The 25040-nt window shown below is 72.3% G+C and carries 19 protein-coding genes and 5 pseudogenes; 16 read left to right on the top strand and 8 right to left on the bottom strand.

The window, feature by feature from the left end:
- Positions 1-617 (top strand): annotated as a pseudogene (locus JNW87_RS14025) (hypothetical protein); the annotation flags it as partial.
- Between the two features lie 12 nt (positions 618-629).
- Here the strand turns inward: JNW87_RS14025 and JNW87_RS14020 are convergent.
- Positions 630-1796: an NADH-quinone oxidoreductase subunit D gene (locus JNW87_RS14020; RefSeq protein ID WP_201749475.1), complete on the bottom strand. Its 1167-nt coding sequence runs from the start codon at positions 1794-1796 to the stop codon at positions 630-632.
- Complete coding sequence (locus JNW87_RS14015) at positions 1793-2773, bottom strand: SAM-dependent methyltransferase (protein WP_109800265.1); 981 nt, start codon at positions 2771-2773, stop codon at positions 1793-1795. The genes JNW87_RS14020 and JNW87_RS14015 overlap by 4 nt, the downstream gene beginning before the upstream one ends.
- A 235-nt stretch (positions 2774-3008) precedes the next feature.
- Here JNW87_RS14015 and JNW87_RS14010 point away from each other — a divergent pair, with 235 nt between their 5' ends.
- From JNW87_RS14010 to JNW87_RS13980, 7 genes are all read left to right on the top strand, one after another.
- Positions 3009-3986, top strand: a complete 978-nt coding sequence (locus JNW87_RS14010) for a Rossmann-like and DUF2520 domain-containing protein (RefSeq protein ID WP_255543853.1) — start codon at positions 3009-3011, stop codon at positions 3984-3986.
- Positions 3983-4831 (top strand): pantoate--beta-alanine ligase, encoded by an 849-nt coding sequence (gene panC / locus JNW87_RS14005; RefSeq protein ID WP_109800252.1) that lies wholly within the window; start codon positions 3983-3985, stop codon positions 4829-4831. The genes JNW87_RS14010 and panC overlap by 4 nt, the downstream gene beginning before the upstream one ends.
- A 31-nt stretch (positions 4832-4862) precedes the next feature.
- Entirely contained in the window at positions 4863-5291 is a 429-nt protein-coding gene (gene panD / locus JNW87_RS14000) for an aspartate 1-decarboxylase (protein WP_238453817.1), read from the top strand.
- 180 nt (positions 5292-5471) lie between these two features.
- The gene (locus JNW87_RS13995; RefSeq protein ID WP_109800365.1) at positions 5472-6368 is read left to right on the top strand and encodes a septum formation family protein; all 897 of its coding nucleotides are present in this window, start codon (positions 5472-5474) and stop codon (positions 6366-6368) included.
- Positions 6369-6429: 61 nt separating this feature from the next.
- Positions 6430-8124, top strand: a complete 1695-nt coding sequence (locus JNW87_RS13990) for an L-aspartate oxidase (protein WP_109800368.1) — start codon at positions 6430-6432, stop codon at positions 8122-8124.
- Entirely contained in the window at positions 8121-9017 is an 897-nt protein-coding gene (gene nadC, locus JNW87_RS13985; RefSeq protein ID WP_109800364.1) for a carboxylating nicotinate-nucleotide diphosphorylase, read from the top strand. The genes JNW87_RS13990 and nadC overlap by 4 nt, the downstream gene beginning before the upstream one ends.
- 32 nt (positions 9018-9049) lie before the next feature.
- Entirely contained in the window at positions 9050-9808 is a 759-nt protein-coding gene (locus tag JNW87_RS13980; RefSeq protein WP_109800363.1) for a type III pantothenate kinase, read from the top strand.
- Positions 9809-9845: 37 nt separating this feature from the next.
- On the opposite strand, the gene JNW87_RS13975 is transcribed toward JNW87_RS13980, so the two are convergent.
- Positions 9846-10586, bottom strand: a complete 741-nt coding sequence (locus JNW87_RS13975; protein WP_238453816.1) for a class I SAM-dependent methyltransferase — start codon at positions 10584-10586, stop codon at positions 9846-9848.
- Positions 10587-10677: 91 nt separating this feature from the next.
- On the opposite strand from JNW87_RS13975, the gene lysS reads away from it, so the two are divergent.
- The 3 genes from lysS (at position 10678) to JNW87_RS13960 (ending at position 15684) form a co-directional block, all read left to right on the top strand.
- On the top strand, positions 10678-12186 hold the full coding sequence (gene lysS, locus JNW87_RS13970) for a lysine--tRNA ligase (RefSeq protein WP_109800361.1): 1509 nt from the start codon (positions 10678-10680) through the stop codon (positions 12184-12186).
- A gap of 111 nt (positions 12187-12297) precedes the next feature.
- Entirely contained in the window at positions 12298-12648 is a 351-nt protein-coding gene (locus JNW87_RS13965; RefSeq protein WP_304598663.1) for an Lsr2 family protein, read from the top strand.
- A 504-nt stretch (positions 12649-13152) separates the two neighbouring features.
- Positions 13153-15684 carry an ATP-dependent Clp protease ATP-binding subunit gene (locus JNW87_RS13960; RefSeq protein WP_109800359.1) on the top strand — a complete coding sequence of 844 codons (2532 nt, stop codon included), beginning with the start codon at positions 13153-13155 and terminating at the stop codon, positions 15682-15684.
- Positions 15685-15908: 224 nt separating this feature from the next.
- Here JNW87_RS13960 and JNW87_RS13955 read toward each other — a convergent pair.
- Together JNW87_RS13955 and JNW87_RS13950 are read right to left on the bottom strand one after the other, a co-directional pair.
- Positions 15909-16642: pseudogene (locus JNW87_RS13955) on the bottom strand (transposase).
- A 184-nt stretch (positions 16643-16826) separates the two neighbouring features.
- Entirely contained in the window at positions 16827-17414 is a 588-nt protein-coding gene (locus tag JNW87_RS13950; protein ID WP_236647335.1) for a TetR/AcrR family transcriptional regulator, read from the bottom strand.
- A gap of 148 nt (positions 17415-17562) precedes the next feature.
- Between JNW87_RS13950 and JNW87_RS13945 the strand changes: the two genes are divergently transcribed.
- Both JNW87_RS13945 and JNW87_RS13940 read left to right on the top strand, forming a co-directional pair.
- On the top strand, positions 17563-18582 hold the full coding sequence (locus tag JNW87_RS13945) for an aldo/keto reductase (RefSeq protein WP_109800358.1): 1020 nt from the start codon (positions 17563-17565) through the stop codon (positions 18580-18582).
- Positions 18583-18745: 163 nt separating this feature from the next.
- Entirely contained in the window at positions 18746-19576 is an 831-nt protein-coding gene (locus JNW87_RS13940) for an LLM class flavin-dependent oxidoreductase (protein WP_238453815.1), read from the top strand.
- Between the two features lie 402 nt (positions 19577-19978).
- Here the strand turns inward: JNW87_RS13940 and JNW87_RS13935 are convergent.
- Positions 19979-20883, bottom strand: a pseudogene (locus JNW87_RS13935) (A/G-specific adenine glycosylase).
- A 96-nt stretch (positions 20884-20979) separates the two neighbouring features.
- On the opposite strand from JNW87_RS13935, the gene JNW87_RS13930 reads away from it, so the two are divergent.
- The 3 genes from JNW87_RS13930 (at position 20980) to JNW87_RS13920 (ending at position 22914) form a co-directional block, all read left to right on the top strand.
- A complete protein-coding gene (locus JNW87_RS13930; RefSeq protein ID WP_109800355.1) occupies positions 20980-21492 on the top strand; it encodes a glycine cleavage system protein R in 513 nt (170 codons plus the stop codon).
- Positions 21489-22049: a peptide deformylase gene (locus JNW87_RS13925; protein ID WP_109800354.1), complete on the top strand. Its 561-nt coding sequence runs from the start codon at positions 21489-21491 to the stop codon at positions 22047-22049. The genes JNW87_RS13930 and JNW87_RS13925 overlap by 4 nt, the downstream gene beginning before the upstream one ends.
- 142 nt (positions 22050-22191) lie before the next feature.
- Complete coding sequence (locus JNW87_RS13920) at positions 22192-22914, top strand: hypothetical protein (RefSeq protein WP_238453814.1); 723 nt, start codon at positions 22192-22194, stop codon at positions 22912-22914.
- Positions 22915-22935: 21 nt separating this feature from the next.
- On the opposite strand, the pseudogene disA reads toward JNW87_RS13920, so the two are convergent.
- Both disA and JNW87_RS13910 read right to left on the bottom strand, forming a co-directional pair.
- Positions 22936-24122: pseudogene (gene disA, locus JNW87_RS13915) on the bottom strand (DNA integrity scanning diadenylate cyclase DisA).
- Between the two features lie 141 nt (positions 24123-24263).
- A pseudogene (locus JNW87_RS13910) lies at positions 24264-25040 on the bottom strand (DNA repair protein RadA); the annotation flags it as partial.

Here is a 25040-nt window from a genome sequence, read left to right as displayed (position 1 = left end):
CCTGGGCCGGTCAGGGCGCGCCCCGGGACGACCGCTCGTGGGCCGGCCCGGCCGGCCCGGGTGACGACCGGTCCTGGGCTGGCCGGGGTGCGGCGTACCCCGCCCCGGACGCCCGTGCCTGGGGCTCGTCCGAGCAGCCCGGCCGGGCCGCCGTTCCCGCCTCGGACGACCCGGACGGCGACTACTGGTCGGAGTTGCGCGCCGGGGACCGCTGGGCCTCGGTCCGCGACGACGAGCACGGCCGGGAGGTGCGGGTCGGTGAGCGGCACGCGGCGGTGCACGCCGACGGCGCCGGCACCGAGTTCCGGGTCGAGGACCGCTGGGCGTCGGTACGCCGTGGCGAGCCGCGCCGCGACCAGGAGCGGGACGCCGAGCCGGGCTGGGGTGGCGGTTGGGCGGAGGAACGCCGCCCGGCGCTCCCGGCCGGCGGGGTGCCCGTGCCCGACGAGTGGCGTCCCCCGACGCAGCGCACCGCGCCGCCGGCGGACGAGTGGCGGGCGGCGGAGCCCGAGCCGGCCCGGTACGGCCGGCCCCGCGCCGACGAGCGGTACGGCTACCCGCCGCAGGACGAGGTGCCCCGCGCGGGTGGGGCCCGGTCCGCCGACCGCTGGCGCTGACCGCCCCGGCGGCTACTTGTCGATGTCGCCGACCACGAAGAACATCGAGCCGAGGATGGCGATCAGGTCCGGCACCAGGCAGCCGGGGAGCAGCGTGGCCAGCGCCTGCACGTTGGCGTACGAGGCGGTGCGCAGCTTGAGCCGCCACGGCGTCTTCTCGCCCCGGGACACCAGGTAGTAGCCGTTGATGCCGAGCGGGTTCTCGGTCCAGGCGTAGGTGTGCCCCTCGGGCGCCTTGACCACCTTGGGCAGCCGGGTGTTCACCGGCCCGGTGAGCCGGTCCACCCGGTCCAGGCACTGCTCGGCGAGGTCGAGGGAGACGTACACCTGGTCGAGCAGCACCTCGAACCGGGCGTGGCAGTCCCCGGCGGTCTTGGTGACCACCGGCACGTCGAGCTGGTCGTACGCCAGGTAGGGCTCGTCGCGGCGCAGGTCCAGGTCGAGGCCGGAGGCCCGGGCGACCGGCCCGGACGCGCCGAACGCGGCCGCGTCGGCGGCCGACAGCACCCCCACCCCGACGGTGCGGGCCAGGAAGATCTCGTTGCGCCGGATGAGGTGGTCCAGGTCGGGCAGCCGGCGGCGTACCTCGCCGATCGCGGCACGGGCCCGCCCGGTCCAGCCGGCCGGCACCTCCTCCTTGAGGCCGCCGACCCGGTTGAACATGTAGTGGATCCGGCCGCCGGAGACCTCCTCCATCACCGCCTGGATCGTCTCCCGCTCCCGGAACGCGTAGAAGACGGGGGTGATCGCGCCGATCTCCAGCGGGTACGAGCCGAGGAACATCAGGTGGTTGAGTACCCGGTTCAGCTCGGCGAGCGCCATCCGCAGCCAGACCGCCCGCTCCGGCACCTCCATGCCCATCAGCCGTTCGACGGCGAGCACCACGCCCAGCTCGTTGGAGAAGGCGGAGAGCCAGTCGTGCCGGTTGGCCAGCACGATGATCTGCCGGTAGTCGCGTACCTCGAAGAGCTTCTCCGCGCCCCGGTGCATGTAGCCGACGATCGGCTCGGCGGCGACCACCCGCTCGCCGTCGAGCACCAGCTTCAGCCGGAGCACGCCGTGCGTGGACGGGTGCTGCGGGCCGATGTTGAGCACCATGTCGGTGCCGAGCTGCTCGCCGCCCGCGCCGGTGCCGACGGTCAGTTCGCGGAGGTCGCCGTCGGTGGTCATGCCCGTCATCGTGCCATGAGCGAGTCGAGGGCGACGTCGACCGGTTGCAGCAGCCACCAGTGCCCGCCGAGCCCGGCCGGGTCGGTCAGTTCGGCCACCGTCGAGGCGGCGGCGAGCGCCCGCACGTACCCGGCCGGGTCGCTGGCAGCCAGGCTCAGCGGTGGTCGCCCGCCGTCGGCCCCGAGCGCCCGCAGCGCCGCCCGTTGCGAGACCAGGCGGTACGCACACCGGGCGACCCGCTCGCCGGCGGAGGCGACCGAGTCGACGGCGACGTGCGCGGTCACGTCACCCGAACCGTCCGGCACCGGTGGCACCTGCCGCCCGCCCCGGTACCCGGTGAGCGTCCCGTCGACCGGCCGACTGTCCCGCAGGTGCCCGTAGTCCACGGTCAACGCCAGCCCGCGGTCGATCTTCGCGACCGCCTCGGCCCACGCCTCGTCCCTCGTCCGGCCGATCTCGGCTCTCGCGCCCGAGGCGGCCGGCGTGGTCGGCCACCACCGGTCCAGCCACTCCTCGTCAACTGGGCTGACCGGGTCACCCACCGACTCCTCCCCGGTGGCGGGGTCGACCAGGAGGCAGCGCCAGCCGTCGTCGGACTGCACGGCCACGTCCAGCGGCACGTTGTCCAGCCACTCGGTGGCCAGCAGGAGGCCGGTGATCGCGTCCGGAATCTCGTCCACCCAGTTGATCTCCTCGGGCAGGTCCGCGGGTCTGGCCGCCCGCTCGACGGCGGTGAGCCGCAGCCGGCGGGCGCCCAGAGCGCAACCAGCGGAAACGCCGAGGGCCGAGAGGAGTTCTCCGCGACCGGCGCCCACGTCCACCACGTCCAGTCGGGCAGGATGGCCCAGGGCCGCGTCGACCTGGTGAACCACGGCCAGAAGGGCGGCGGCGAAGACCGGCGAGGCGTGCACGCTGGTGCGGAAGTGGGCGGCCGGCCCGGCCCCGGCGACGAAGAAGCCGTCGGGCCCGTAGAGCGCCCGGTCCATCGCCACCCGCCAGGGCAGCCGGTCCTCGGGAAACGTCACCCGCCGACCGTACGGGCTGCCGCGCGGCAGGGCGGAGCAGGTCGCGGAGCAGCCGCTCCGGCGGGTCGTGTCGTGCCCCGGAATTCCGCCTTTCAACCGCCCGGTGAAGGTTTTCACACATGCTTGTTTTCGCTCCGTGACCCCGGCGCATACTTGCGATCGACCGGTACCCACTCGTAGGACTGGATCGATTGCCATGAGCGCACCGCTGCGCCCGCGTACGGCCGCCCCGCACGGGCCCGCCGTACCGTCGGGTGGCGCCTCCGCCGGCGCCCCGTTGGTCTTTCCCCGCATCCTCACCGTCGGCGTGATCGGCGCCGGCCGGGTGGGCGCTGTGCTCGGCGCGGCCCTCGCCGCCGCCGGCCACCGGGTGGTCGCCGCCTCCGGCATCTCCGGCGCCGTGAAGGCGCGGATGGCGTTGCTGCTCCCGGAGACCCCGAACCGTTCCGCGACCTCGGTCGCCCGCGCCGCCACGGACCTGCTGATCGTGGCGGTGCCCGACGACGCCCTGGCTGGCGTGGTCGGCGGCCTGGCCGAGACCGGGGCGCTGCGCCCCGGCCAGGTGGTCGCGCACACCTCCGGCGCGCACGGGCTGGCCGTCCTCGCCCCGGCCGCCGCCGTCGGTGCCCGGCCGCTGGCTCTGCACCCGGCGATGACCTTCACCGGTACGCCGGACGACCTGACCCGCCTCGCCGGCATCTCGTACGGGGTGACCGCCCCGGCGGAGCTGCGCGCGTTCGCCGCCCGGCTGGTGGCCGACCTCGGCGGCGTGCCGGAGTGGGTGGGGGAGGCGGACCGGCCGCTCTACCACGCGGGGCTGGCGCACGGCGCGAACCACCTGGTCACCCTGGTCAACGAGGCGGCCGACCGGCTGCGCGACGCCGGGGTGGCCCAGCCGGAGAAGGTGCTCGCCCCGCTGCTGCGGGCGGCGCTGGAGAACGCCCTGCGGCTCGGCGACGACGCGCTGACCGGCCCGGTGTCCCGGGGCGACGCGGGCACCGTACGCCGGCACCTGGAACGGCTGGCGGCGACCGCGCCGGAATCGGTGGCGCCCTACCTGGCGTTGGCCCGACGGACGGCGGATCGGGCGATCGCGGCCGGTCGGCTCCGGCCGACGGACGCGGAGCCGCTGCTGGACGTGCTGAGCGGGAGGGACCGGGAGGTGGCCGCATGACCGAACTGGTGCACACGCGCAAGGAACTGGCGGCGGCGCGGGACGGGCTGACCGGCACGGTCGGCGTGGTGATGACCATGGGCGCGCTGCACTCCGGGCACGAGGCCCTGCTGCGGGCCGCCCGGGAGCGGGCCGACCACGTCATCGTGACGATCTTCGTGAACCCGCTGCAGTTCGGCCCGAACGAGGACTTCGACCGGTACCCGCGCACCCTCGACGCGGACCTGGAGGTCGGCCGGCGGGCCGGCGCGGACGTGGTCTTCGCCCCCTCGGTGGCCGACATGTACCCGGACGGGGAGCCGAAGGTGCGGCTCAACCCGGGCCCGCTGGGGGAGGACCTGGAGGGGCTGAGCCGGCCCGGCTTCTTTCACGGGGTGCTGACCGTGGTCCTGAAGCTGCTCCAGCTCACCCGCCCCGACCTGGCCTTCTTCGGCGAGAAGGACTACCAGCAGCTGACCCTGGTCCGGCGGATGGTGCGGGACCTGGACGTGCCGGTCGAGGTGGTCGGCGTGCCGACCGTGCGGGAGCCGGACGGCCTGGCGCTGTCCAGCCGCAACCGCTACCTCTCCGCGCCGGAGCGGACGGCGGCGCTGAGCCTCTCCGCCGCGCTGCGGGCCGGCGTCGCGGCCGCCGAGGAGGGCGGGGACGCGGGCGCGGTGCTGGCCGCCGCCCACCGGGCCTTCGACTCCGGTACGCCCGGCACCCGGCTCGACTATTTGGTGCTCACTGACGCCGACCTGGAGCCGGGGCCGGTGTCCGGTCCGGCGCGGCTGCTGATCGCGGCCTGGGCCGGCGCCACCCGGCTGATCGACAACACGGCGATCCCGCTCGCCCCGCGTTCCTGACTCCTTCACCGACCCGCGGAAAGGCACCCCGATGTTCCGGACCATGCTCAAGTCGAAGATCCACCGCGCCACGGTGACCCAGGCCGACCTGCACTACGTCGGCTCGGTGACCGTGGACGAGGATCTGCTCGACGCGGCCGACCTGATCCCCGGGGAGCAGGTGGCGATCGTGGACATCACCAACGGGGCCCGGCTGGAGACGTACGTCATCCCGGGTGAGCGGGGCAGTGGCGTGATCGGCATCAACGGTGCCGCCGCGCACCTGGTGCACCCCGGTGACCTGGTCATCCTCATCTCGTACGGCCAGATGGACGACGCCGAGGCCCGCGCGTACCGCCCCCGCGTCGTCCACGTCGACGCCCAGAACCGCATCGTCGACCTGACGGCCGACCCCACCACCGCCGCCCCCGGCACCGCCGGCAACCACATCCCCAACCCCCTCGCCGCCACCCCCGCCTGACCTCCACCCACCCCTCGCGATCTTGCAGTTGAGGCCCGCGACTCGCGGCTTCTGTCGCGTTCGCCGGCGACAAGTGCAAGATCGCGGGGGCGTGGCGGGTGAGCGGCCTGTCACCGGAACGTCATTTCTGGTTACCCTGATCACGCCGTCGGGTGACGGTCGTCGGCTGGGGAGGCCGCGATGCGCCGTGCGATGAGGAACCTGGTCGCCGCGTTGGTCGCGGGGGCGGTGCTGACCGGCTGTGCCTCGCCCGCCGGGCTCGACGGCGACGTCACCGACGACTGGGCCGCCCTGCCGGCGGCCGGCGCGTTCACCCCGTCGGCCGGGGTCTGCCAGGTGGCCGACCCGGGCGGCACGCTGACCCTCGCCGCGTACGAACCGGTCGGGTGCGACCTGCCGCACCGGGTCGAGACCGTGCACGTCGGCGCCTTCCCCGCGGAGCGGGCGGCCCCGCCGGCCGTCGGCTCGGTCGAGCTGCGGGGCGCCTTCGCCGACTGTGACACCCGGGCCGGCGGGTACGTCGGTGACGACTGGCGGGCCGGCCGGTTGCGGCTGGCCGTGGCGGTGCCCTCGGCGCCCGGCTGGACGGCCGGCTCCCGCTGGTACCGGTGCGACCTGGCCGAGCTGAGCACGGTGGAGGCGAAGGCCGAGGTGGTCACCCGGACCGGCAGCCTGCGGGACGCCCTGAAGGGGACGTCCGCGCTGCGGCTGGGGTGCCAGCGGACGGGGACCGGCGACGGGCGGGGGGTGCGCACCCTGACCCCGGTGGCCTGCGGCACCAGCCACGACGCCGAGTTCGTCGGGGTGTGGCGGGCGCCGGACCGTCCGTACCCGAGGAAGGACGCCGACTGGGCGCCCTTCTACACCGGCTGCGGCACGGTCCTCGCGAGGTACACCGGGGTGCCGGACGACCCGACCCTGCGCTTCCGCAGTGGCGTGGTGGTCCGCCCGCCCGCCGCCGGGCGCTGGACGGTGGGCGACCGCGGCGTCCGCTGCTACCTGTGGCTCAGCGACCGTACGGTGACCGCCTCGTTGAAGGGGGCCGGCCCGGCCGGGCTGCCGGTCCGGACGCGGTAGCCGAAAACACTCGTCCCGCCCCCGCCGCCCGGAAGGAGTGGCCTTCGGGTTGACTGTGTTCATGGACCTGCCGACCGTCGAGCTGCCGGCCCTGCCCAGGCTGCTGGCCGCGCCCGCACCCGGCTGGGTGGAGACCACCGACGTGATCGTGGTCGGCTCCGGGGTCGCCGGCCTGACCGCGGCGTTGCACCTGCGCGAGGCGGGGCTGCACGTCACGGTGGTCACCAAGGTCAACATCGACGACGGCTCGACCCGCTGGGCGCAGGGCGGCATCGCCGCCGTGCTCGACCCGGCGGACAGCCCGGCCGCCCACGCGTACGACACGGAGGTCGCCGGGGTCGGCCTCTGCGACCCGGCCGCGGTGCGGGTCCTGGTCGAGGAGGGGCCGACCCGGCTGCGGGAGCTGATGCGGATCGGCGCCGAGTTCGACCGGAACCCGGACGGCTCGCTGATGCTCACCCGGGAGGGCGGCCACCGGGCCGACCGGATCGTGCACGCCGGTGGCGACGCCACGGGCGCCGAGGTGCAGCGGGCGCTGCACGCGGCGGTCCGCCGGGACCCGTGGATCCGGCTGGTGGAGCACGCCCTGGTGCTGGACCTGCTCCGCGCCCCGGGCGACGGCCCCGGCGGCCTCGGCCCGGCCTGCGGGATCACCCTGCACGTGCTCGGCGAGGGCAGCGAGGACGGCGTCGGGGCGCTGCTGGCCCGCGCGGTGGTGCTGGCGACCGGCGGCATGGGGCAGGTCTTCGCGGCCACCACCAACCCGGCGGTCTCCACCGGCGACGGGGTGGCCCTCGCGGTGCGGGCCGGCGCGGCGGTCACCGACGTGGAGTTCGTGCAGTTCCACCCGACCGCGCTGATCGCCCCGGCCGGGGTGGGCGTGCCGGGCGCCACCCGGGCCCAGCAGCCGCTGGTCTCCGAGGCGCTGCGCGGCGAGGGCGCCCACCTGGTCGACTCCGACGGCAAGCGGTTCATGGTGGGGCAGCACGAGCTGGCCGAGCTGGCTCCCCGCGACGTGGTGGCCAAGGGCATCCACCGGGTGCTGCTGGCCACCGGCGCGGACCACGTCTACCTGGACGCCCGGCACCTCGGCGGGGACTTCCTCGCCGGGCGCTTCCCGACCATCGTCGCGTCCTGCCTGGCCATCGGCGTCGACCCGGCCACCGATCTGATCCCGGTCGCCCCGGCCGCCCACTACGCCTCCGGCGGCGTCCGCACCGACCTGCACGGCCGGACCTCCATCCCCGGCCTGTACGCCTGCGGCGAGGTGGCCTGCACCGGGGTGCACGGCGCGAACCGGCTGGCCAGCAACTCGCTGCTGGAGGGGCTGGTCTTCTCCCGCCGGATCGCCGAGGACATCGCCGCCGGCCTGCCCGAGCAGGCCAGGCCGGCGGAGACCGGCGCCTGGGTGGGCGGCGCGGGTTGGGTGGTGCCCGCCGAGGGCACGCCGGCCCTGCAACGGGCGATGACCCGGGGCGCGGGCGTGCTCCGCTCGGCGGAGACCCTCGCCGGGACGGCCGGCGCGCTGACCGAGCTGGGCGGGGGACGCGGCGTGCCGCGCACCGCCGACTGGGAGGCGACGAACCTGATCACGGTGGCGTCGACACTGGTCGCCGCCGCGTACGCCCGCCAGGAGACCCGGGGTTGCCACTGGCGGGAGGACTTCCCGACGGCCGACGAGCGGTGGCTGGGCCACCTCGTCACGGCCGTCGGGGCGCAGGGCCGGTTGACGCAGCAGTGGGAGGAGTCGGAATGAGGGAGTCGACGGAGCAGGCGTTGCGGGCGGCCAGCCTGGACCCGGTGTGGGTGCAGCGGGTGATCGTCGACGCGTTCGCCGAGGACCTGGGCCCGGACTTCCTCGACGTCACCAGCGTGGCCACCATCCCGGACGCGCAGAACGACACCGCCGACCTGGTCGCCCGCGCCGACGGCGTGGTGGCCGGGCTGGCCGTGGCCGCCGCCGTGTTCGACCTGGTCGGCGAGGTGACCGGTTCGGACCGTACGGTCGAGGTGTCGCTGGTGGCCCACGACGGGCAGCGGGTGGCGCGCGGCGACGTGCTGGCCACGGTGACCGGCCCGACCCGGCTGCTGCTCACCGCCGAGCGGACGGCGCTGAACCTGCTGTGCCGGATGTCCGGGGTGGCCACCCACACCCGTGCCTGGGCGGACGCCCTGGCCGGCACGAAGGCGATGGTGCTGGACACCCGGAAGACCACCCCGGGCCTGCGGGCCCTTGAGAAGTACGCGGTCCGCGCCGGCGGCGGCACCAACAAGCGGATGGGCCTGCACGACGTCGCGATGATCAAGGACAACCACAAGGTCGCCGCCGGGGGCGTCGGCGCGGCCTACCGCCGGGTCCGGGAGGCCTTTCCGGACGTGCCGGTGCAGGTGGAGGTGGACACCATCGCGGAGGCGGTGGAGGCCGTCGAGGCGGGGGCCGGCTTCCTGCTGCTGGACAACATGACCCCGGCGCAGTTGCGCGAGGTGGTCGCCGCGGTGGGGGACCGGGCGGAGCTGGAGGCGACCGGCGGGCTCACCCTGCCGGTGGCCGCCGAGTACGGCGCGACCGGCGTGGACTTCATCTCGGTGGGCGCGTTGACCCACTCCTCGCCGATCCTGGACATCGCCCTGGACCTGCGGGAGGAATGAGCCGGGGAGGGGGTGCCGTCTAGGCTTCGTGCGTGCTGCTCTGCATCGACATCGGAAACACCAACACCGTGCTGGCGACCTTCGACGGCGACAAGCTGGTGCACTCCTGGCGGATCAAGACCGACGCCCGTTCGACGGCGGACGAGCTGGGTCTGATGTTCCGGGGGCTGCTGGCCGGTGACGCCGTGGAGATCACCGGGGTGGCCGCCTGCTCGACGGTGCCGGCGGCGCTCCGCTCGCTGCGGACCATGCTGGCCCGCTACTACGCCGACCTGCCCAGCGTGATCGTCGAGCCCGGGGTGCGGACCGGGGTGCAGCTCGCCATCGACAACCCCAAGGAGGTCGGCTCGGACCGGGTGGTCAACACCCTGGCCGCGTACACCCTCTACGGTGGACCGTCGATAGTGGTGGACTTCGGCACGACCACCAACTTCGACGTGATCAGCGGCCGGGGCGAGTTCCTCGGCGGCGCGTTCGCGCCCGGCATCGAGATCTCCTTCGACGCGCTCGCCGCCCGCGCGGCGCAGTTGCGCAAGGTGGAGGCCACCAAGCCCCGCTCGGTGATCGGCAAGAACACCGTGGAGTGCCTCCAGTCCGGCCTCTACTTCGGCTTCGCCGGGCAGGTGGACCGGATCGTCGAGCGGATGGCCGAGGAGTTGGGCGAGGTGAGGGCGGTCATCGCGACCGGCGGGTTGGCCTCGGTGGTGATCGGCGAGTGCCGCACCATCACCCACCACGAGCCGATGATCACGCTGATCGGCCTACGGATGGTCTACGAGCGCAACACCTGACCCCGGCCGCGCCGGAGCCGGGCGCGCCGCGCGGGCGTCAGCGCCGCCGGGCCCGGAAGACCAGCGTCCGGTACGGCAGCTCGACGGTCTCCCGCCCGGCCAGGTCGGGGTGGGTGACGAAGAGTTCCCGCAGTTCCCGGTCGACCTTCTCCCGCTCCTCGGGCGTGGCCGTCAGCCAGTACGAGCGGGTGCGCAGCATGCCGACCACCTCGGCCGGCGTGAGCGTGGTCCGGTGGCTGAACTCGCCCAGCTCCACCGCGCCGAACGCGGGGCCGAAGTCGGTGACCTTCTCGATCAGGTTGCCGGAGTGGTCCCGCAGGTCGGCGATCCGCCCCAGCTCGGCCACCCAGGGCACACTGGTGTCCCGGGTGTTCCAGATCGGGGCGAACGTCCCGCCCGGCCGGAGCACCCGGGCGATCTCGACGTGCGCGCGTTCCTTGTCGAACCAGTGGTACGCCTGGCCCACCAGCACCGCGTCGGCCGCGTGGTCCGGCAGCGGCACCGACTCGGCGCTGCCGGCCAGGGCGGTGACGCCCGGGGTGGCGGCGTCGAGCTGGGCCCGCATCCCCGGGTCGGGTTCCACCGGGACCACCTGGTGACCCAGGGCGAGCACGCCGCGGGTGAGGATGCCGGTGCCGGCGCCCAGGTCGACGACCCGGGCCGACGGGTCCAAGCCGTCGAGCGCCCAGCCCAGCGCCGCCTGCGGATAGCGGGGTCGGAACCGGTCGTAGTCGGCCGCCGCCGCGCCGAAGGACAGGGCCTGAGTGGGGTCGGTCATGGCGGGCAGGTTATCCGGTAACGGCCACCTGGGGGCTTGAGTACGCTCGGGTCCTGACCCCGCCGATATCTCCTTCCCGAGGAAGCGTGCCGTGACCGAGCAGAACGCCGTGCCAGTGGACCCCGCCGACGACCTTCCCGAGCAGATGAAGGTCCGCCGGGAGAAGCGGGACCGGATGCTCGCCGAGGGGGTCGAGCCGTACCCCGTCGGGTTTCCCCGGACCAGCACCCTGGCGGAGATCCGCGAGAAGTACGCCGAGCTGCCTACCGACACCGCCACCGGGGACAAGGTCTCGGTCACCGGCCGGGTGATCTTCGTACGGAACACCGGCAAGCTCTGCTTCGCCACCCTGCGGGACGGGGACGGCATGGAACTCCAGGCGATGCTCTCCCTGGACCGGGTCGGCGCGCAGCGGCTGGACGACTGGAAGCGCCTGGTCGACCTCGGTGACCACGTCGGCGTGACCGGTGAGGTGATCACCAGCCGGCGGGGCGAGCTGTCGGTGCTGGCCGACGAGTGGGCGGTCACCGCCAAGGCGCTGCGCCCGCTGCCGGTGGCGCACAAGCCGCTGAGCGAGGAGGCCCGGGTCCGCCAGCGCTACGTGGACCTGATCGTCCGCCCGCAGGCGCGGCAGATGGTGCGTACCCGGGCGGCCGCGGTGCGCAGCCTGCGCGATTCCCTGCACGGGGCGGGCTTCATCGAGGTCGAGACCCCGATGCTGCAGTTGCTGCACGGTGGCGCGGCGGCCCGCCCATTCGTGACCCACAGCAATGCGTTGAGCACCGATCTGTATCTGCGAATCGCGCCGGAACTGTTTCTCAAGCGCGCCGTGGTCGGCGGCGTCGACCGGGTCTTCGAGATCAACCGTAACTTCCGTAATGAGGGAGTCGACTCGTCGCACTCTCCCGAGTTCGCGATGCTCGAGACCTACCAGGCGTACGGCGACTACGACACGATGGCGGAGTTGACGCGCAATCTGGTGCAGGGCGCGGCGATCGCGGTGAGCGGCTCGACCGTGGTGACCCACGCCGACGGCCGCGAGTTCGACCTGGGCGGCGAGTGGCGTTCGGTGACCCTCTTCGGGGTCCTTTCCGAGGCGCTCGGCGAGGAGGTCACCGTGCGCACCGACAGGTCCCGGCTGGTCGAGTACGCGGACAAGGTCGGCCTCGCCGTCGACCCGAAGTGGGGGCCGGGGAAGCTGGCCGAGGAGCTCTTCGAGGAACTGGTCGTTCCGTCGCTGCAGGCCCCGACGTTCGTCCGGGACTACCCGGAGGAGACCAGCCCGCTGACCCGGGCGCACCGCAGCGAGCCGGGCCTGGCCGAGAAGTGGGACCTCTACGTCCTCGGCTTCGAGCTGGGCACCGCGTACTCGGAGCTGGTCGACCCGGTGGTGCAGCGGGAGCGGCTGGTGGCCCAGGCGCAGCTCGCCGCCCGTGGCGACGACGAGGCGATGCGACTGGACGAGGACTTTCTCCGGGCGATGGAGTACGGAATGCCGCCGGCCGGTGGTATGGGAATGGGAATCGACCGGCTCTTGATGGCGCTGACCGGGCTGGGAATTCGGGAAACCATCCTCTTCCCGTTGGTCCGCCCGGAGTAGCCGTCAACCTTCTCCGGCTCGTTACCGCGTCCTATTGACGCGGTAAGCGGCGCGCGGGTTATTGTGCTCCTGGATTGTGGCAGGAGACCCTGCTCGAAAGGAATGTGGGACGTGGCCAAGCAGATCATTCACAAGCTGGTCGATGACCTGGACGGCGGGGACGCTGACGAGACCGTCAAGTTCGCGCTGGACGGCGTGCAGTACGAGATCGACCTGTCGGTGGCCAACGCCGAGAAATTGCGTGAGGTATTTGCGCCGTACGTGGCGCACGGCACCAAGGTCGGCCGGGGCGGCGTGGTCGTCGGCGGGCGGGCCGCGCGCGGGCGGGGCGGCGCGACCGCCGACCGCGAGCAGAACAAGGCCATCCGCGCCTGGGCCAAGAAGTCGGGCAAGGACATCTCCGACCGGGGTCGGATCCCGCAGGAGATCGTCGACGAGTACCACTCGAAGGCGGGCCGCTGAGCCCTGGGCTCGTCACCGGGCGAGATCGACGCCGGACCGGAGTGCCACTCCGGGCCGGCGTCGCCGTTTCCGCCCTCCCGTGCCGATTGCCCGGTTCGCGGCCGGTGGCCCGCTCGCGCCCGTTGGGGCCCGCTGCGAACCCCGCCGCCGGCTGGGAAGAACCCCGGGTGGGTGGGCGTTGTCCACAGGCGGTGGAGATTGCATCCACAGGCTGTGGACGAGATGTTCCCGGGTGACCCGGTCGAAACGGGTCCGGCTCGGTGCGTCCGCAGCGCGTGCGAATTTCGCTCTGCGCGTACAGGTAGGGGTACCGGAACACCTCCTGAGCGCGGACGGTTGTCAGAAACGACGCGTACACGGCATTCCGCAGGGACACACGACCTCAGCGGAGTCGGTCCGCGGCGATAGAGTAAGGAGGCACGGACGCCCGTCCCGGACGTCCGCGCACCGGCCCCGCCAAGATCTAGACCATCAAGGCGCACGGCACGTGAGGAGCACGAGGGCATGTTCGAGCGGTTCACCGACCGAGCGCGACGGGTTGTCGTCCTGGCCCAAGAAGAGGCCCGGATGCTCAACCACAACTACATCGGTACGGAGCACATCCTGCTGGGCCTCATCCACGAGGGTGAAGGCGTCGCGGCAAAGGCCCTGGAGAGCCTCGGCATCTCCCTCGAGGGCGTCCGCCAGCAGGTCGAGGAGATCATCGGCCAGGGCCAGCAGGCGCCGAGCGGGCACATCCCGTTCACGCCGCGGGCCAAGAAGGTGCTGGAGCTGTCGCTGCGCGAGGCGCTGCAGCTCGGCCACAACTACATCGGCACGGAGCACATCCTGCTCGGCCTGATCCGCGAGGGTGAGGGCGTCGCCGCCCAGGTGCTGGTCAAGCTCGGCGCCGACCTCAACCGGGTCCGCCAGCAGGTGATCCAGCTGCTCTCGGGCTACCAGGGCAAGGAGCCGGCCGCGGCGGGCGCCGCGCCGGGCGAGGCCGCGCCGTCGACCAGCCTCGTGCTGGACCAGTTCGGCCGCAACCTGACCCAGGCCGCCCGCGAGGGCAAGCTCGACCCGGTCATCGGGCGCGAGAAGGAAATCGAGCGGGTCATGCAGGTGCTCTCCCGCCGTACCAAGAACAACCCGGTCCTGATCGGTGAGCCCGGCGTCGGTAAGACCGCCGTGGTGGAGGGGCTGTCCCAGAAGATCATCAAGGGCGAGGTGCCCGAGACCCTCAAGGACAAGCAGCTCTACACGCTCGACCTCGGTGCGCTGGTCGCCGGTTCCCGCTACCGCGGTGACTTCGAGGAGCGCCTGAAGAAGGTGCTCAAGGAGATCCGCACGCGGGGCGACATCATCCTGTTCATCGACGAGATCCACACCCTGGTGGGTGCGGGTGCCGCCGAGGGCGCGATCGACGCGGCGAGCATCCTCAAGCCGATGCTGGCCCGTGGCGAGCTCCAGACCATCGGTGCCACCACGCTCGACGAGTACCGCAAGCACCTGGAGAAGGACGCCGCTCTCGAGCGCCGCTTCCAGCCGATCCAGGTGGGCGAGCCGTCGCTGGCTCACACCATCGAGATCCTCAAGGGCCTGCGCGACCGCTACGAGGCGCACCACCGGGTGAGCATCACCGACGCCGCGCTGGTGGCGGCGGCGACGCTCGCCGACCGGTACATCTCCGACCGCTTCCTGCCGGACAAGGCGATCGACCTGATCGACGAGGCCGGGGCCCGGATGCGCATCCGCCGGATGACCGCGCCGCCAGACCTGCGCGACTTCGACGAGCGGATCGCCCAGGTCCGCCGCGACAAGGAGTCCGCGATCGACGCGCAGGACTTCGAGCGGGCGGCGCAGCTCCGCGACAAGGAGAAGCAGCTGCTCGGCCAGAAGGCCCAGCGGGAGAAGGAGTGGAAGGCCGGTGACCTGGACGTCGTCAGCGAGGTTGACGACGAGCAGATCGCCGAGGTGCTCGGCAACTGGACCGGCATCCCGGTTTACAAGCTGACCGAGGAGGAGACCTCGCGCCTGCTGCGCATGGAGGACGAGCTGCACAAGCGCGTCATCGGCCAGGAGGACGCGGTCAAGGCGGTCTCGAAGGCGATCCGGCGTACCCGGGCCGGCCTGAAGGACCCGAAGCGCCCGTCGGGCTCGTTCATCTTCGCCGGTCCGTCCGGCGTGGGTAAGACCGAGCTGTCCAAGGCGCTCGCCGAGTTCCTCTTCGGCAGCGAGGACGCCCTCATCCAGCTGGACATGTCCGAGTTCCACGACCGGTACACGGTGTCCCGGCTGGTGGGTGCCCCTCCCGGCTACGTCGGCTACGACGAGGGCGGGCAGCTGACCGAGAAGGTGCGGCGTCGGCCGTTCTCGGTGGTCCTCTTCGACGAGATCGAGAAGGCTCACCCGGACGTGTTCAACACGCTCCTCCAGATCCTGGAGGACGGGCGGCTGACCGACGGTCAGGGTCGGATCGTGGACTTCAAGAACACGGTCATCATCCTGACCACCAACCTCGGCACCCGGGACGTCGCCAAGGCGGTCTCGCTGGGCTTCCAGGCCTCTGAGGACTCCGAGTCGAACTACGACCGGATGAAGCAGAAGGTCAACGACGAGCTCAAGCAGCACTTCCGGCCCGAGTTCCTCAACCGGATCGACGACACCATCGTCTTCCACCAGCTGCGCGAGAACGAGATCCTCTCGATCGTGGACATCATGATCCAGCGGATCGAGACGCAGCTGCGCAACAAGGACATGGGCCTGGAGCTGACCGACAACGCCAAGAAGTACCTGGCGAAGAAGGGCTTCGACCCGGTGCTGGGCGCGCGGCCGCTGCGTCGCACGATCCAGCGCGACATCGAGGACAACCTCTCCGAGCGGATCCTCTTCAACGAGCTGACCCCGGGTCAGATCGTGGTGGTGGACTGCGAGGGCGACCCGGAGAACATCGACAAGTCCAAGCTCGTCTTCCGAGGCGCGGACAAGCCGGTGGAGGTTCCGGACGCCGTCCCGGCCGATCTCGGTGGCGCCGCCACCGCGGGCGCGGACGAGTAAGCGACACCTGACAGGGCGACGCCCCGGTTGGCGAAAGCCACCGGGGCCGTCGCCTTTCCGCATCCCCACCCGCCCGCACCTGGCGCGCCGGTCGCCGCCGATCCGTTCGGGCTTGATCAGCTCAACCTCGCGACGGGGTGGCCTCGGCGTGCCGCGCGGACCCGACATATGGCCGGAGAGCGATATGCCTGAGAGGCATAAGAGGTCGCGCAGATTGGTGGTGATCATCGGCGGCGGGTGGGGCGGTTGTCCCACCGGTAGGTGGTCCACGCTCGCCGATCAGGCTACGGACGGTCATGATCGCGTCGGCGAGGTCGAAGAACGCGTCGATGACCTGTTCGGTTCGTTCGTAGCAGCGTTGCAGTCGGTTGAACGCGTTGTGCCAGATGTTCGTCCGTTCGCGTGCCACCGTTGGGATGGGCGCCTTGTCGCCTGTGGGCGATCTTGCCGGTCAGGCCGCGTTCGGCCAGCAGCATCGAGTGACCGCCGAGTCGTATCCGGCGTCGAGGTGCACCGTGATGGTCTCGGGGAGTGGGCCCAGGTCGTCGAGCCGGTCGAGGGTGGGGCCGGCAGCGGTGAGTCGTGTCGGTTCGCGCCGGCCAGGACCCGGCCGAGGGGAATGCCGTAACCGTCGACCATCGATGAGCGTTTCATTCCCTGCTTGCCCCGGTCGACCAAGGCCCCCGGCGCAGTCACCTCCGCCGGGGGCCTTGGTGATGCAGCCGTCCACGGCGATGTCGTCCAGGACCAAGCCGACGAGCCGGTCGTAGGCGTCGTAGGCGTCGTAGGCGCAGCCGAACTGCAGCACCTGAATCAGCTTGTCGAACACGATCCGGTCATCGATCCGCCTGCGGTGACAGCCCAACGGATGCGTCGGGGCGCACGTCGGCCGATCAGGTAGCAGCGCGGTGAACTGGACCCACAGTGGCTCGATCAGCCATGCTGGGATGGCAGGCACAGGATCTCCCGGTGATCACGAGGCGTAAGCACCTTCATGATCATGGATCCTGTGCCTGCACTCGTTCAGACACGCCCGCCCCGCCTCGCCATTCTGCGCGGGCGCTTATCGCCCGTAGACGGCAGCGATGTCGTGTCGGTCTGGTACTACGGCGCCTCGGGATGAACTCGCTGCTGACTTCGCCTCAGCGGAGGCGAAGTCCAGCGATGAGGAGCTCGACCAGGCGGCGCGCGTCGTAACGGGGGTCGCTGCCCGCGCCGATGCAGAGATTACCGACGCCGCGCAGCAGTCCGTAGGCGTCCATGTCGGGACGGATCTCGCCCGCTGCGACGGCGGCGTCGAGCAGCTGGTCGCACACCGGGACGAGGCGGTCGAGGAAGTAGGCGTGCAGGGTCCGGAAGGCGGCGTCGTCAGACTGTAGCGCCGCGGCGAGGCCGTGTTTGGTGATCAGGAAGTCGACGAACAGGTTGATCCACTGCACCAGGGCGGTGTGCGGTGTGCTGCTGTCGGCCAGCAAGGCCGGACCCGCCTCGGCGCACGCCTCGATCTGGTGCCGGTAGACGGCGACGATGAGGTCGGCTCGCGTCGGGAAGTGGCGGTAGATCGTGCCCACGCCGACGCCCGCCCTGGCGGCGATGTCGCGCACAGGCACGTCGACGCCGGAGGCGACGAACGCCGCAGCGGCAGCGTCCAGCAGGGTCTTCTCGTTGCGCCGCGCGTCGGCCCGCTTGCGCGAGGCCGGTCGCTCCGAGCCGCTGTCGATGTCGGCCAAGGCCCCGTTACCTCCATCACACCGCTTGGCATCCGGAACGCCGTTCCGTATCTTGGTTATCGGAACACTGCTCCGCTTGTTCAGCATACTGATCAGGCGCGCCACCACCAAACGATGCAACGCTGCACGGTTTCCAGGAGGAACAGTCATGCAGTACCGCACCTTGGGCCGCACGGGTGTGCAGGTCAGCACCCTCGTGCTCGGCGCAATGAACTTCGGCAAGATCGGCAACACCACCCAGGAGGAAGCCACCGCCATCGTTGACGCGGCGCTCGATGCGGGGATCAACCTCATCGACACCGCCGACGTCTACAGCGGCGGCCAGTCCGAGGAGATGGTCGGCAAGGCCATCGCCGGCCGCCGCGGCGATGTCGTGCTGGCCACCAAGGCGACCCTGCCGATGGGCGACGAGCGCAACCACCGGGGCGGTTCGCGCCGCTGGCTGGTCACCGCGCTGGACAACAGCCTGCGCCGCCTCGGCGTCGACCACGTCGACCTTTACCAGATGCACCGGTGGGACCCGACGAGCAGCGACGAGGAGACGCTGTCGGCGCTGACGGACCTGCAGCGCGCCGGAAAGATCCGCTACTTCGGCTCCTCGACCTTCCCGGCCTACCGCATCGTCCAGGCGCAGTGGGCCGCCCGGGAGGGGCACCTGAGCCGTTACGTGACCGAGCAGCCGAGCTACTCGATCCTGCAGCGTGGCATCGAGACCCACGTGCTGCCCGTGACACAGGAGTACGGCATGGGCGTGCTCGCCTGGAGCCCGCTGGCATCGGGCTGGCTGTCCGGCGCGATCCGTGCCGGCCAGGAGATCAGCACGAACCGCTCGGGCTTCATGCAGCAGCGCTACGACATCAGCATCCCCGCCAACCGCGCCAAACTCGACGCCGTCGAGCAGCTCGCCAAGGTTGCCGACGAAGCCGGCCTCAGCATGATCCAGCTCGCGCTCGGCTTCGTCACCGCGCACCCGGGCGTGACCAGCGCGATCATCGGCCCCCGCACGATGGACCACCTCCGCTCGCAGCTCGCCGCCGCGGACACCGTTCTCTCCACCGACGTGCTGGACGCGATCGACGCGATCGTGGCTCCCGGCGTCGACCTCGCCGCCCACGAGAAGAACGACACCCCGCCCGCCCTGCTCGACCCGGCGCTGCGCCGCCGCTGATTACTTGGCACGTCAGTGACCAGGCGGCAGACGCGCGGCGGCTTGCGCGTCCCCCTGCCGCCTGACACGCCGCAAGGCCATGCCTTCCCAGGCTCACGTCGAAAGGACGATCGGACCCATGCCACTCACACCCCGGCCCAGCTTCGGGATCATGACCGCCCCGATGCAGGTCGGCTACCACGACATCCTGCGGGTCTGGCGCGAAGCGGACGCCATTGCCGACATCGAGCACGCGTGGCTATTCGACCACCTCATGCCGATCGTAGGCGACCTGAGCGGACCGACGTACGAAGGCTGGACCCTGTTCTCCGCCCTCGCCGCTCAGACCGAGCGGCTACGCCTTGGCGTGCTGGTGACCAGCAACCGCTTCCGACCACCCGCGATGCTGGCCAAGATCGCCACGACCGTCGACATCGTCTCCGGCGGGCGCCTCGATTTCGGCATCGGCGTTGGTTCGCGGCCCGGTCACCCACTCGCAGCGCGTGAGTACGCGGCGCACGGCCTGCCCTTCGCCGACACTGCCGACGCCGTGGGCAGCCTCGCCGAGGCGCTCACGGTCATCCGGCGGCTATGGACCGAGAACGAGCCGTTCGACTTCCACGGCACGTACGTCAACCTCACCGGAGCGTTCGGCAGCCCCAAGCCCGTGCAGCGCCCTCACCCGCCGATCATCATCGGTGGCCGCTCCGCCGCGACTCTGCGGGTGGTCGCCGAACACGCGGACGTATGGAACAACCCCAGCGGCGATCTCGACGACGCCGTTAGCCGCACCGCCCTGCTGGAGCGCTACTGCGCCGAGGTCGGTCGCGACCCCGCGTCGATCACCCGCTCGATCAACCTGCCCGTCTCCTACAACCAGCCGGGCATCACAAGGGATGCCATCGGCAAGGCGATCGACGCCGGCTTCGGGCACATCGTGCTCGGGCTGCCGGCGCCCTACCCCGACGGCGTCGCGCACTGGATCACCGACGAGTTCATCACCACGTCGGCCTGACAGCGGCGCCCAGGCCTGGCGTTCCGTGGCGGCGCTGGCGGCCCGGCAGAGCATCCCGGCGGCGGTGAAACTGTCACTGATGCACTCGTACAGGCCGTGCCGGCACGCTCGCCGTACATTATCCCCACTGATCGCACGCGCGACGGCCGTGGCGGCGAGGGTCAGAACTCCCAGTGATCACTAGGCGTAGGAACCTTCATGATCACTGATGTCTGTGCCCGTCTCCTACCCGCCCAATCCTCACTGACCTATTTGCGCGGCCTCTAAATATGACTCTCAGGCATATCGCTTGTGGGGTGGTGTGCTTGTCCCGAGCGGGCGCGCGGGACCTCGTGGCCCGGGGCGTCATGTCGGTGACATGAAGCCACGCGGCCATCGCTGGAGGAACGGCCGCGGCACCGTTCAGGGGTGGGGAAGTGGGGCCGGTGCGCCGTCGCCCAGCAGGCGGAAGGCGTCCTCGCCGACCGGCTCGACCAGGCCGTCGGTGACCAGCCCGGCGAGCGCCCGGGACCGCTGCATGTCGTCGGTCCAGACCTGGTCGAGGCGCTGCCGCGGCACCGGTCCGGTGGCCTCCCGCAGCACCGCCAGGAGCAGGCCGCGGACCTGGCGATCGGTGCCCGCGTACCGCTGAGGGCGGCGGCTCGGGCCGGCGGGCGCGACCTGGCCGGAGGCCGCCAGGCGCAGACCGCTTCCACCGGGCACACCGCGCACCGGGGCGAGCGGGCGGTGCAGACCACGGCGCCCAGCTCCATGAACGCGGCGCTGGCCAGCGCCGCGGCGGCCGGCTCGACGGGCAGCAGCTCCTCGGTGGCGACCAGGTCGGCCGGGCGGGTGGCCGGACCGGCGTCCGGTTCCCCGGCGACGGCCCGGCAGACCACCCGGCGGACGTTCGTGTCCACCACGGGGTGCCGTTGCCCGTGCGCGAACGCCGCGACCGCCCGGGCCGTGTACGTCCCGACGCCGGGCAGCGCGAGCAGCTGGTCCAGCCGGTCCGGCACCTCGCCGCCGTGCCGCTCCACGATCGCCACCGCGCAGTCGCGCAGCCGCACCGCCCGGCGGGGGTAGCCGAGCCGCCCCCACATCCGGATCGCCTCGGCCGGGCTGTCCGCCGCTAGGGCGGCCGGCACCGGCCAGCGGGCCAGCCACGCCTCCCAGGCGGGCAGCACCCGGACCACCGGCGTCTGCTGGAGCATGACCTCGCTGACCAGGATGGCCCACGCGCTGGTGCCGGGCTTGCGCCACGGCAGGTCGCGGGCGTTCTCCTCGTACCACCGGCTGACCAGGGTGGCGAAAGTGGGCTCAGACATCGCGCTGCCGATGATGTCACGGGCCGGATTCCCGCAGGATGGGCGGCCGGGCCGGGGCGCGCGGACGGCCCCGGGCGGGCGGGGCAGAATGTCCGGATGAACGAGCTCGCGATCACCGTCATCGGCCGGGACCGGCCGGGCATCGTGGCCGACGTCGCCGAGGCGCTCGCCCGGCTCGGCGCGAACCTCACCGACTCCACGATGACCCGGTTGCGGGGACACTTCGCGATGACGCTGATCTGCGTGGGACCGGCCGCCGCCGATGTCGAGGCCGCGCTGGCCCCGCTCGCCGCCGACGGCCAGCTGCTGGCCACCGTGCGCGCGGTCACCCCCGACGGCGAGACCACGGCGGCAGGCGAGCCGTACGTGCTGGCGGTGCACGGTGCCGACCGGATGGGCATCGTCGCGGCGATGACCCGGGTGCTGGCCGACGCCGGTGGCAACGTCACCGACCTGAGCACCCGGCTGACCGGCTCGCTCTACGTGGTGGTCGCCGAGGTGGAACTGCCGTCGGGCAGCTCCGACGAGGTGGCCGGCCGGCTCGCGCGTACGGCCGCGGAGCTGGGCGTCGGGGTCAGCCTCCGCCCGGCGGACACGGACCTGCTGTGACGGCGGAGTACGTCGGCCTCGACGACTGGACCCCGGAGGTGCTCGCCGTGCCGGGCGAGGTACTCCCGGTGGTCTCCGCCCCCGACCCGGTGCTCAGCCGGCCGGGGCCGGAGGTGGACCCGACCTCGGACGAGGTGGTCCGCCTCGCCGCCGACCTGGTTGCCACCATGCGCGTCTCGCCGGGCTGCGTCGGCCTCGCCGCGCCGCAGGTGGGGGTGAGCGCGCAGGTGTTCGCGGTGGACGTCGCCGGCCACCCGAAGGCGGTCACCGTGCACAGGACCTTCGTGCTGTGCAACGCCCGGGTGGTGGAGGCCAGCCGGTGGAAGGCCGGGCGGGAGGGCTGCATGTCGGTGCCGGACCTGACCGGTGACGTGAAGCGGGCCAGCCGGCTGGTGGTCGAGGGCGTCCTGCCCGGTACGGGCAAGCCGGTGCGGCTGGTCACCGACGGCTTCGAGGCGCGGGCGCTCCAGCACGAGATCGATCACTGCGCGGGGCTGCTCTTCCTCGACCGGGTCGCCGGCGCGCACGCCATCTACCAGCGCAAGGTCTACCTCTGACGTTCTGCGGGGGTGCCGCGCCGTTCGGTGACCGGCCCGGCCGGCGGGGCCGCCGATTGTGGAACGTCGGTCAGGGCGCCGGATCCCGCCCCGGCGCGTCGCACCCCCGCCCCGTGCGGTACGCCGCTACGGTGAACGCATCATGCGCATGACGGTCGGCCCCCTGCCACCCGCTGTTTACTGGCGGCGTCGCGTTGTCGTACTCGGAGCGGGGCTTCTCTTCCTGATTGTTCTGCTCTACTCCTGCAACGGCCCGGAGCCCAACACCGGCGCGACACCGAGGTCCGCGTCCTCGCCGGCGAGTTCCGCACCGTCGGCGAACTCGCAGCCGTCCGGACCGGTGCTGACTCCGCAGACGGACGATCCGTCCGCCGCACCGGATGATTCCGGCGGCGGATCCTCGGGCGGCCCGGCGGGTGGCGGCACGGTCGACGCCCCGGCCGCGCCGGCGGCCCCGGTGGTCGACGACGGGACCTGCACCGACGCGGAGATCCTGGTGACCTCGGTGGCCCAGCCGGCGACCGCGCAGCGGGGCACGGTGGTGAACCTCCAGCTGAAGATCAAGAACAAGTCGCAGCGTACCTGCAGCCGGAACGTTGGGGCGGACCTCCAGGAGCTGTTCATCAAGTCCGGCGCGGAGAAGATCTGGTCCTCGGACACCTGCGGCACCGGCAAGGGTTCCGACGTGCAGTCGTTCACCCCCGGCTTCGAGCGCCTCTACGAGCTGGGCTGGAACGGCCGGGAGGCCAATCGCTGCGCCAACGGCCTCGCCAACGGCGACTACGCGCCGATCGGCTCGTACCAGGTCTTCGCCCGGGTGGGCACCAAGCTCAGCGAGCCGGTCAAGCTGACCATCACCGGCTGAGGGGCGGCCGGACCGGCCGGCTCAGACGTACCGCTCCAGGATGGACGCCTCGGCGAGCCGGGAGAGGCCCTCGCGGACGCCCCGGGCGCGGGCGTCGCCCACCCCCTCGACCGCCTGGAGGTCCTCCACGTCGCGCCGAGCAGCCGCTGGAGGCTGCCGAAGTGCACCACCAGCCGGTCGACCACCGCGACCGGGAGCCGGGGCACCTTGGCCAGCAGCCGGAAGCCGCGCGGGCTGACCGCCGCGTCGAGCGCGTCGGACGCGGACGGGTAGCCGATCGCCTTGGCGACCGCCACCAGGTCGATCAGCTCGGTGGCGCCGAGCAGGTCCAGCTCGACCAGGGCCTCGTCGAGGGTCCGCGACTTGCGGCCCACCGGCAGGTAGTCCCGGATGACCAGGGTGCGGTCGGCGTCCACGCCGGCCATCAGCTCGTCGAGCTGGAGGGCGAGCAGCCGGCCGTCGGTGCCCAGCTCGACGACGTAACCGGCGATCTCGTCGGCGATCCGGCGGACCATCTCCAGCCGCTGCACCACCGCCACCGCGTCCCGGACCGTGACCAGGTCCTCGATCTCCAGGGCGGAGAGGGTGCCGGAGACCTCGTCGAGGCGCAGCTTGTAGCGCTCGAGGGTGGCCAGGGCCTGGTTGGCGCGGGAGAGGATCGCCGCCGAGTCGTCCAGCACGTGTCGCTGGCCGTTCACGTAGAGGCTGATGATCCGCATCGACTGGCTGACCGAGATGACCGGGTAGCCGGTCTGCCGGGCCACCCGCTCGGCGGTGCGGTGCCGGGTGCCGGACTCCTCCGTCGGGATGGACGGGTCGGGCATCAGGTGCACGCCCGCCTGGACGATCCGGCTGCCGTCGCTGGACAGCACCACCGCGCCGTCCATCTTGCACAGCTCGCGCACCCGGGTGGCGGAGAACTCCACGTCCATCGGGAAGCCGCCGGTGCAGATCTGGTCGACCACCTTGTCGTAGCCGAGGACGATGAGCGCGCCCGTACGGCCGCGCAGGATCCGCTCGAGCCCGTCGCGAAGCGCGGTGCCCGGCGCCATGAGAGCGAGATTTGCCCGCAGCGGGTCGCCGCCGGCCCCGCCGACGCTCCCGGTCACGCTGACACTGATCGGACGGGCGGGCGAGCCCACCGCGCCGGTGCGGGCGTGCGGCGTCGCCGCGGCGGCGGGCTTGGTGGCATCGCGGTCGATCGGCACGGGCACAGTCTACGGACTGCGGTGCAATGGGTGCTCTCGTGGTTACTGTGATGTGTCACGATGTCCGGCTTCCGCCGCCGCTGACGGGTCGGTGAGCTGTCCGATATCGCCCAGCCGGTCCCCTCGCGCGGTCACCCTGGGTCATTCCGCCGATGCCCGGGCGGCAGCCTGGAGCGCCGCCCGAACATCGGTGACCTCGATCACGCGCATGTTCTCCGGGGCCGTCCCGCTGCTGCCGGGGCCGCAGCCGGGCGGCACCAGGGCCAGCCGGAACCCGAGCCGGGCCGCCTCGGCGAGTCGGCGGGGGACCGCCCCGACCCGGCGCACCTCGCCGGTGAGGCCGACCTCGCCGATGGCCACCAGATGCGGGGCGATCGCGAGGTTGAGACCGCCGGACGCCACCGCGAGGGCGACCGCCAGGTCGGCCGCCGGCTCCACCACCCGGATGCCGCCGACCGTCGCGGCGAAGACCTCCCGGTCGTGCAGGGTCAGCCGCTCGGTACGCCGCTGGAGCACGGCCAGCACCATCGCAAGCCGGGCCCCGTCCAGCCCGGACACCGTACGCCGGGGGGAGCCGGCCACGGTCGCGCCGATCAGCGCCTGCACCTCGGTCACCAGGGCCCGCCGCCCCTCCATCGCCACCGTGACGCAGGTGCCCGGCACCGGCTCGGAGTAGCGGGTGAGGAAGAGACCGGACGGGTCGGCCAGGCTGCTGATGCCGCCCTCGTGCATCTCGAAGCAGCCCACCTCGTCGGCGGCCCCGAACCGGTTCTTGACGCCGCGGACCATCCGCAGCGAGGAGTGCTTGTCGCCCTCGAAGTGCAGCACCACGTCGACCAGGTGCTCGAGCACCCGGGGACCGGCGACCTGGCCGTCCTTGGTGACGTGGCCGACCAGCACGGTGGCGATCCCGCGCTC

It is taken from the genome of Micromonospora sp. ATA51 (genome assembly GCF_016802855.1).
Taxonomy (GTDB): Bacteria; Actinomycetota; Actinomycetes; order Mycobacteriales; family Micromonosporaceae; genus Micromonospora; species Micromonospora sicca.
The sequence above is the reverse complement of the archived record's forward strand: the minus strand, read 5'-3'. Positions and strand labels throughout refer to the sequence as shown.

Coding starts and splice junctions, on each gene's coding strand:
- JNW87_RS14010 (WP_255543853.1), top strand. CDS start 3,009: ATGAGCGCACCGCTGCGCCCGCGTACGGCCGCCCCGCACGGGCCCGCC.
- JNW87_RS14015 (WP_109800265.1), bottom strand. CDS start 2,773: ATGGACCGGGCGCTCTACGGGCCCGACGGCTTCTTCGTCGCCGGGGCC.
- JNW87_RS13940 (WP_238453815.1), top strand. CDS start 18,746: ATGCAGGTCGGCTACCACGACATCCTGCGGGTCTGGCGCGAAGCGGAC.
- JNW87_RS13945 (WP_109800358.1), top strand. CDS start 17,563: ATGCAGTACCGCACCTTGGGCCGCACGGGTGTGCAGGTCAGCACCCTC.
- JNW87_RS13920 (WP_238453814.1), top strand. CDS start 22,192: ATGCGCATGACGGTCGGCCCCCTGCCACCCGCTGTTTACTGGCGGCGT.
- JNW87_RS13975 (WP_238453816.1), bottom strand. CDS start 10,586: ATGACCGACCCCACTCAGGCCCTGTCCTTCGGCGCGGCGGCGGCCGAC.
- JNW87_RS13990 (WP_109800368.1), top strand. CDS start 6,430: ATGGACCTGCCGACCGTCGAGCTGCCGGCCCTGCCCAGGCTGCTGGCC.
- nadC (WP_109800364.1), top strand. CDS start 8,121: ATGAGGGAGTCGACGGAGCAGGCGTTGCGGGCGGCCAGCCTGGACCCG.
- panC (WP_109800252.1), top strand. CDS start 3,983: ATGACCGAACTGGTGCACACGCGCAAGGAACTGGCGGCGGCGCGGGAC.
- panD (WP_238453817.1), top strand. CDS start 4,863: ATGTTCCGGACCATGCTCAAGTCGAAGATCCACCGCGCCACGGTGACC.
- JNW87_RS14020 (WP_201749475.1), bottom strand. CDS start 1,796: ATGACGGGCATGACCACCGACGGCGACCTCCGCGAACTGACCGTCGGC.
- JNW87_RS13960 (WP_109800359.1), top strand. CDS start 13,153: ATGTTCGAGCGGTTCACCGACCGAGCGCGACGGGTTGTCGTCCTGGCC.
- JNW87_RS13995 (WP_109800365.1), top strand. CDS start 5,472: ATGCGCCGTGCGATGAGGAACCTGGTCGCCGCGTTGGTCGCGGGGGCG.
- JNW87_RS13930 (WP_109800355.1), top strand. CDS start 20,980: ATGAACGAGCTCGCGATCACCGTCATCGGCCGGGACCGGCCGGGCATC.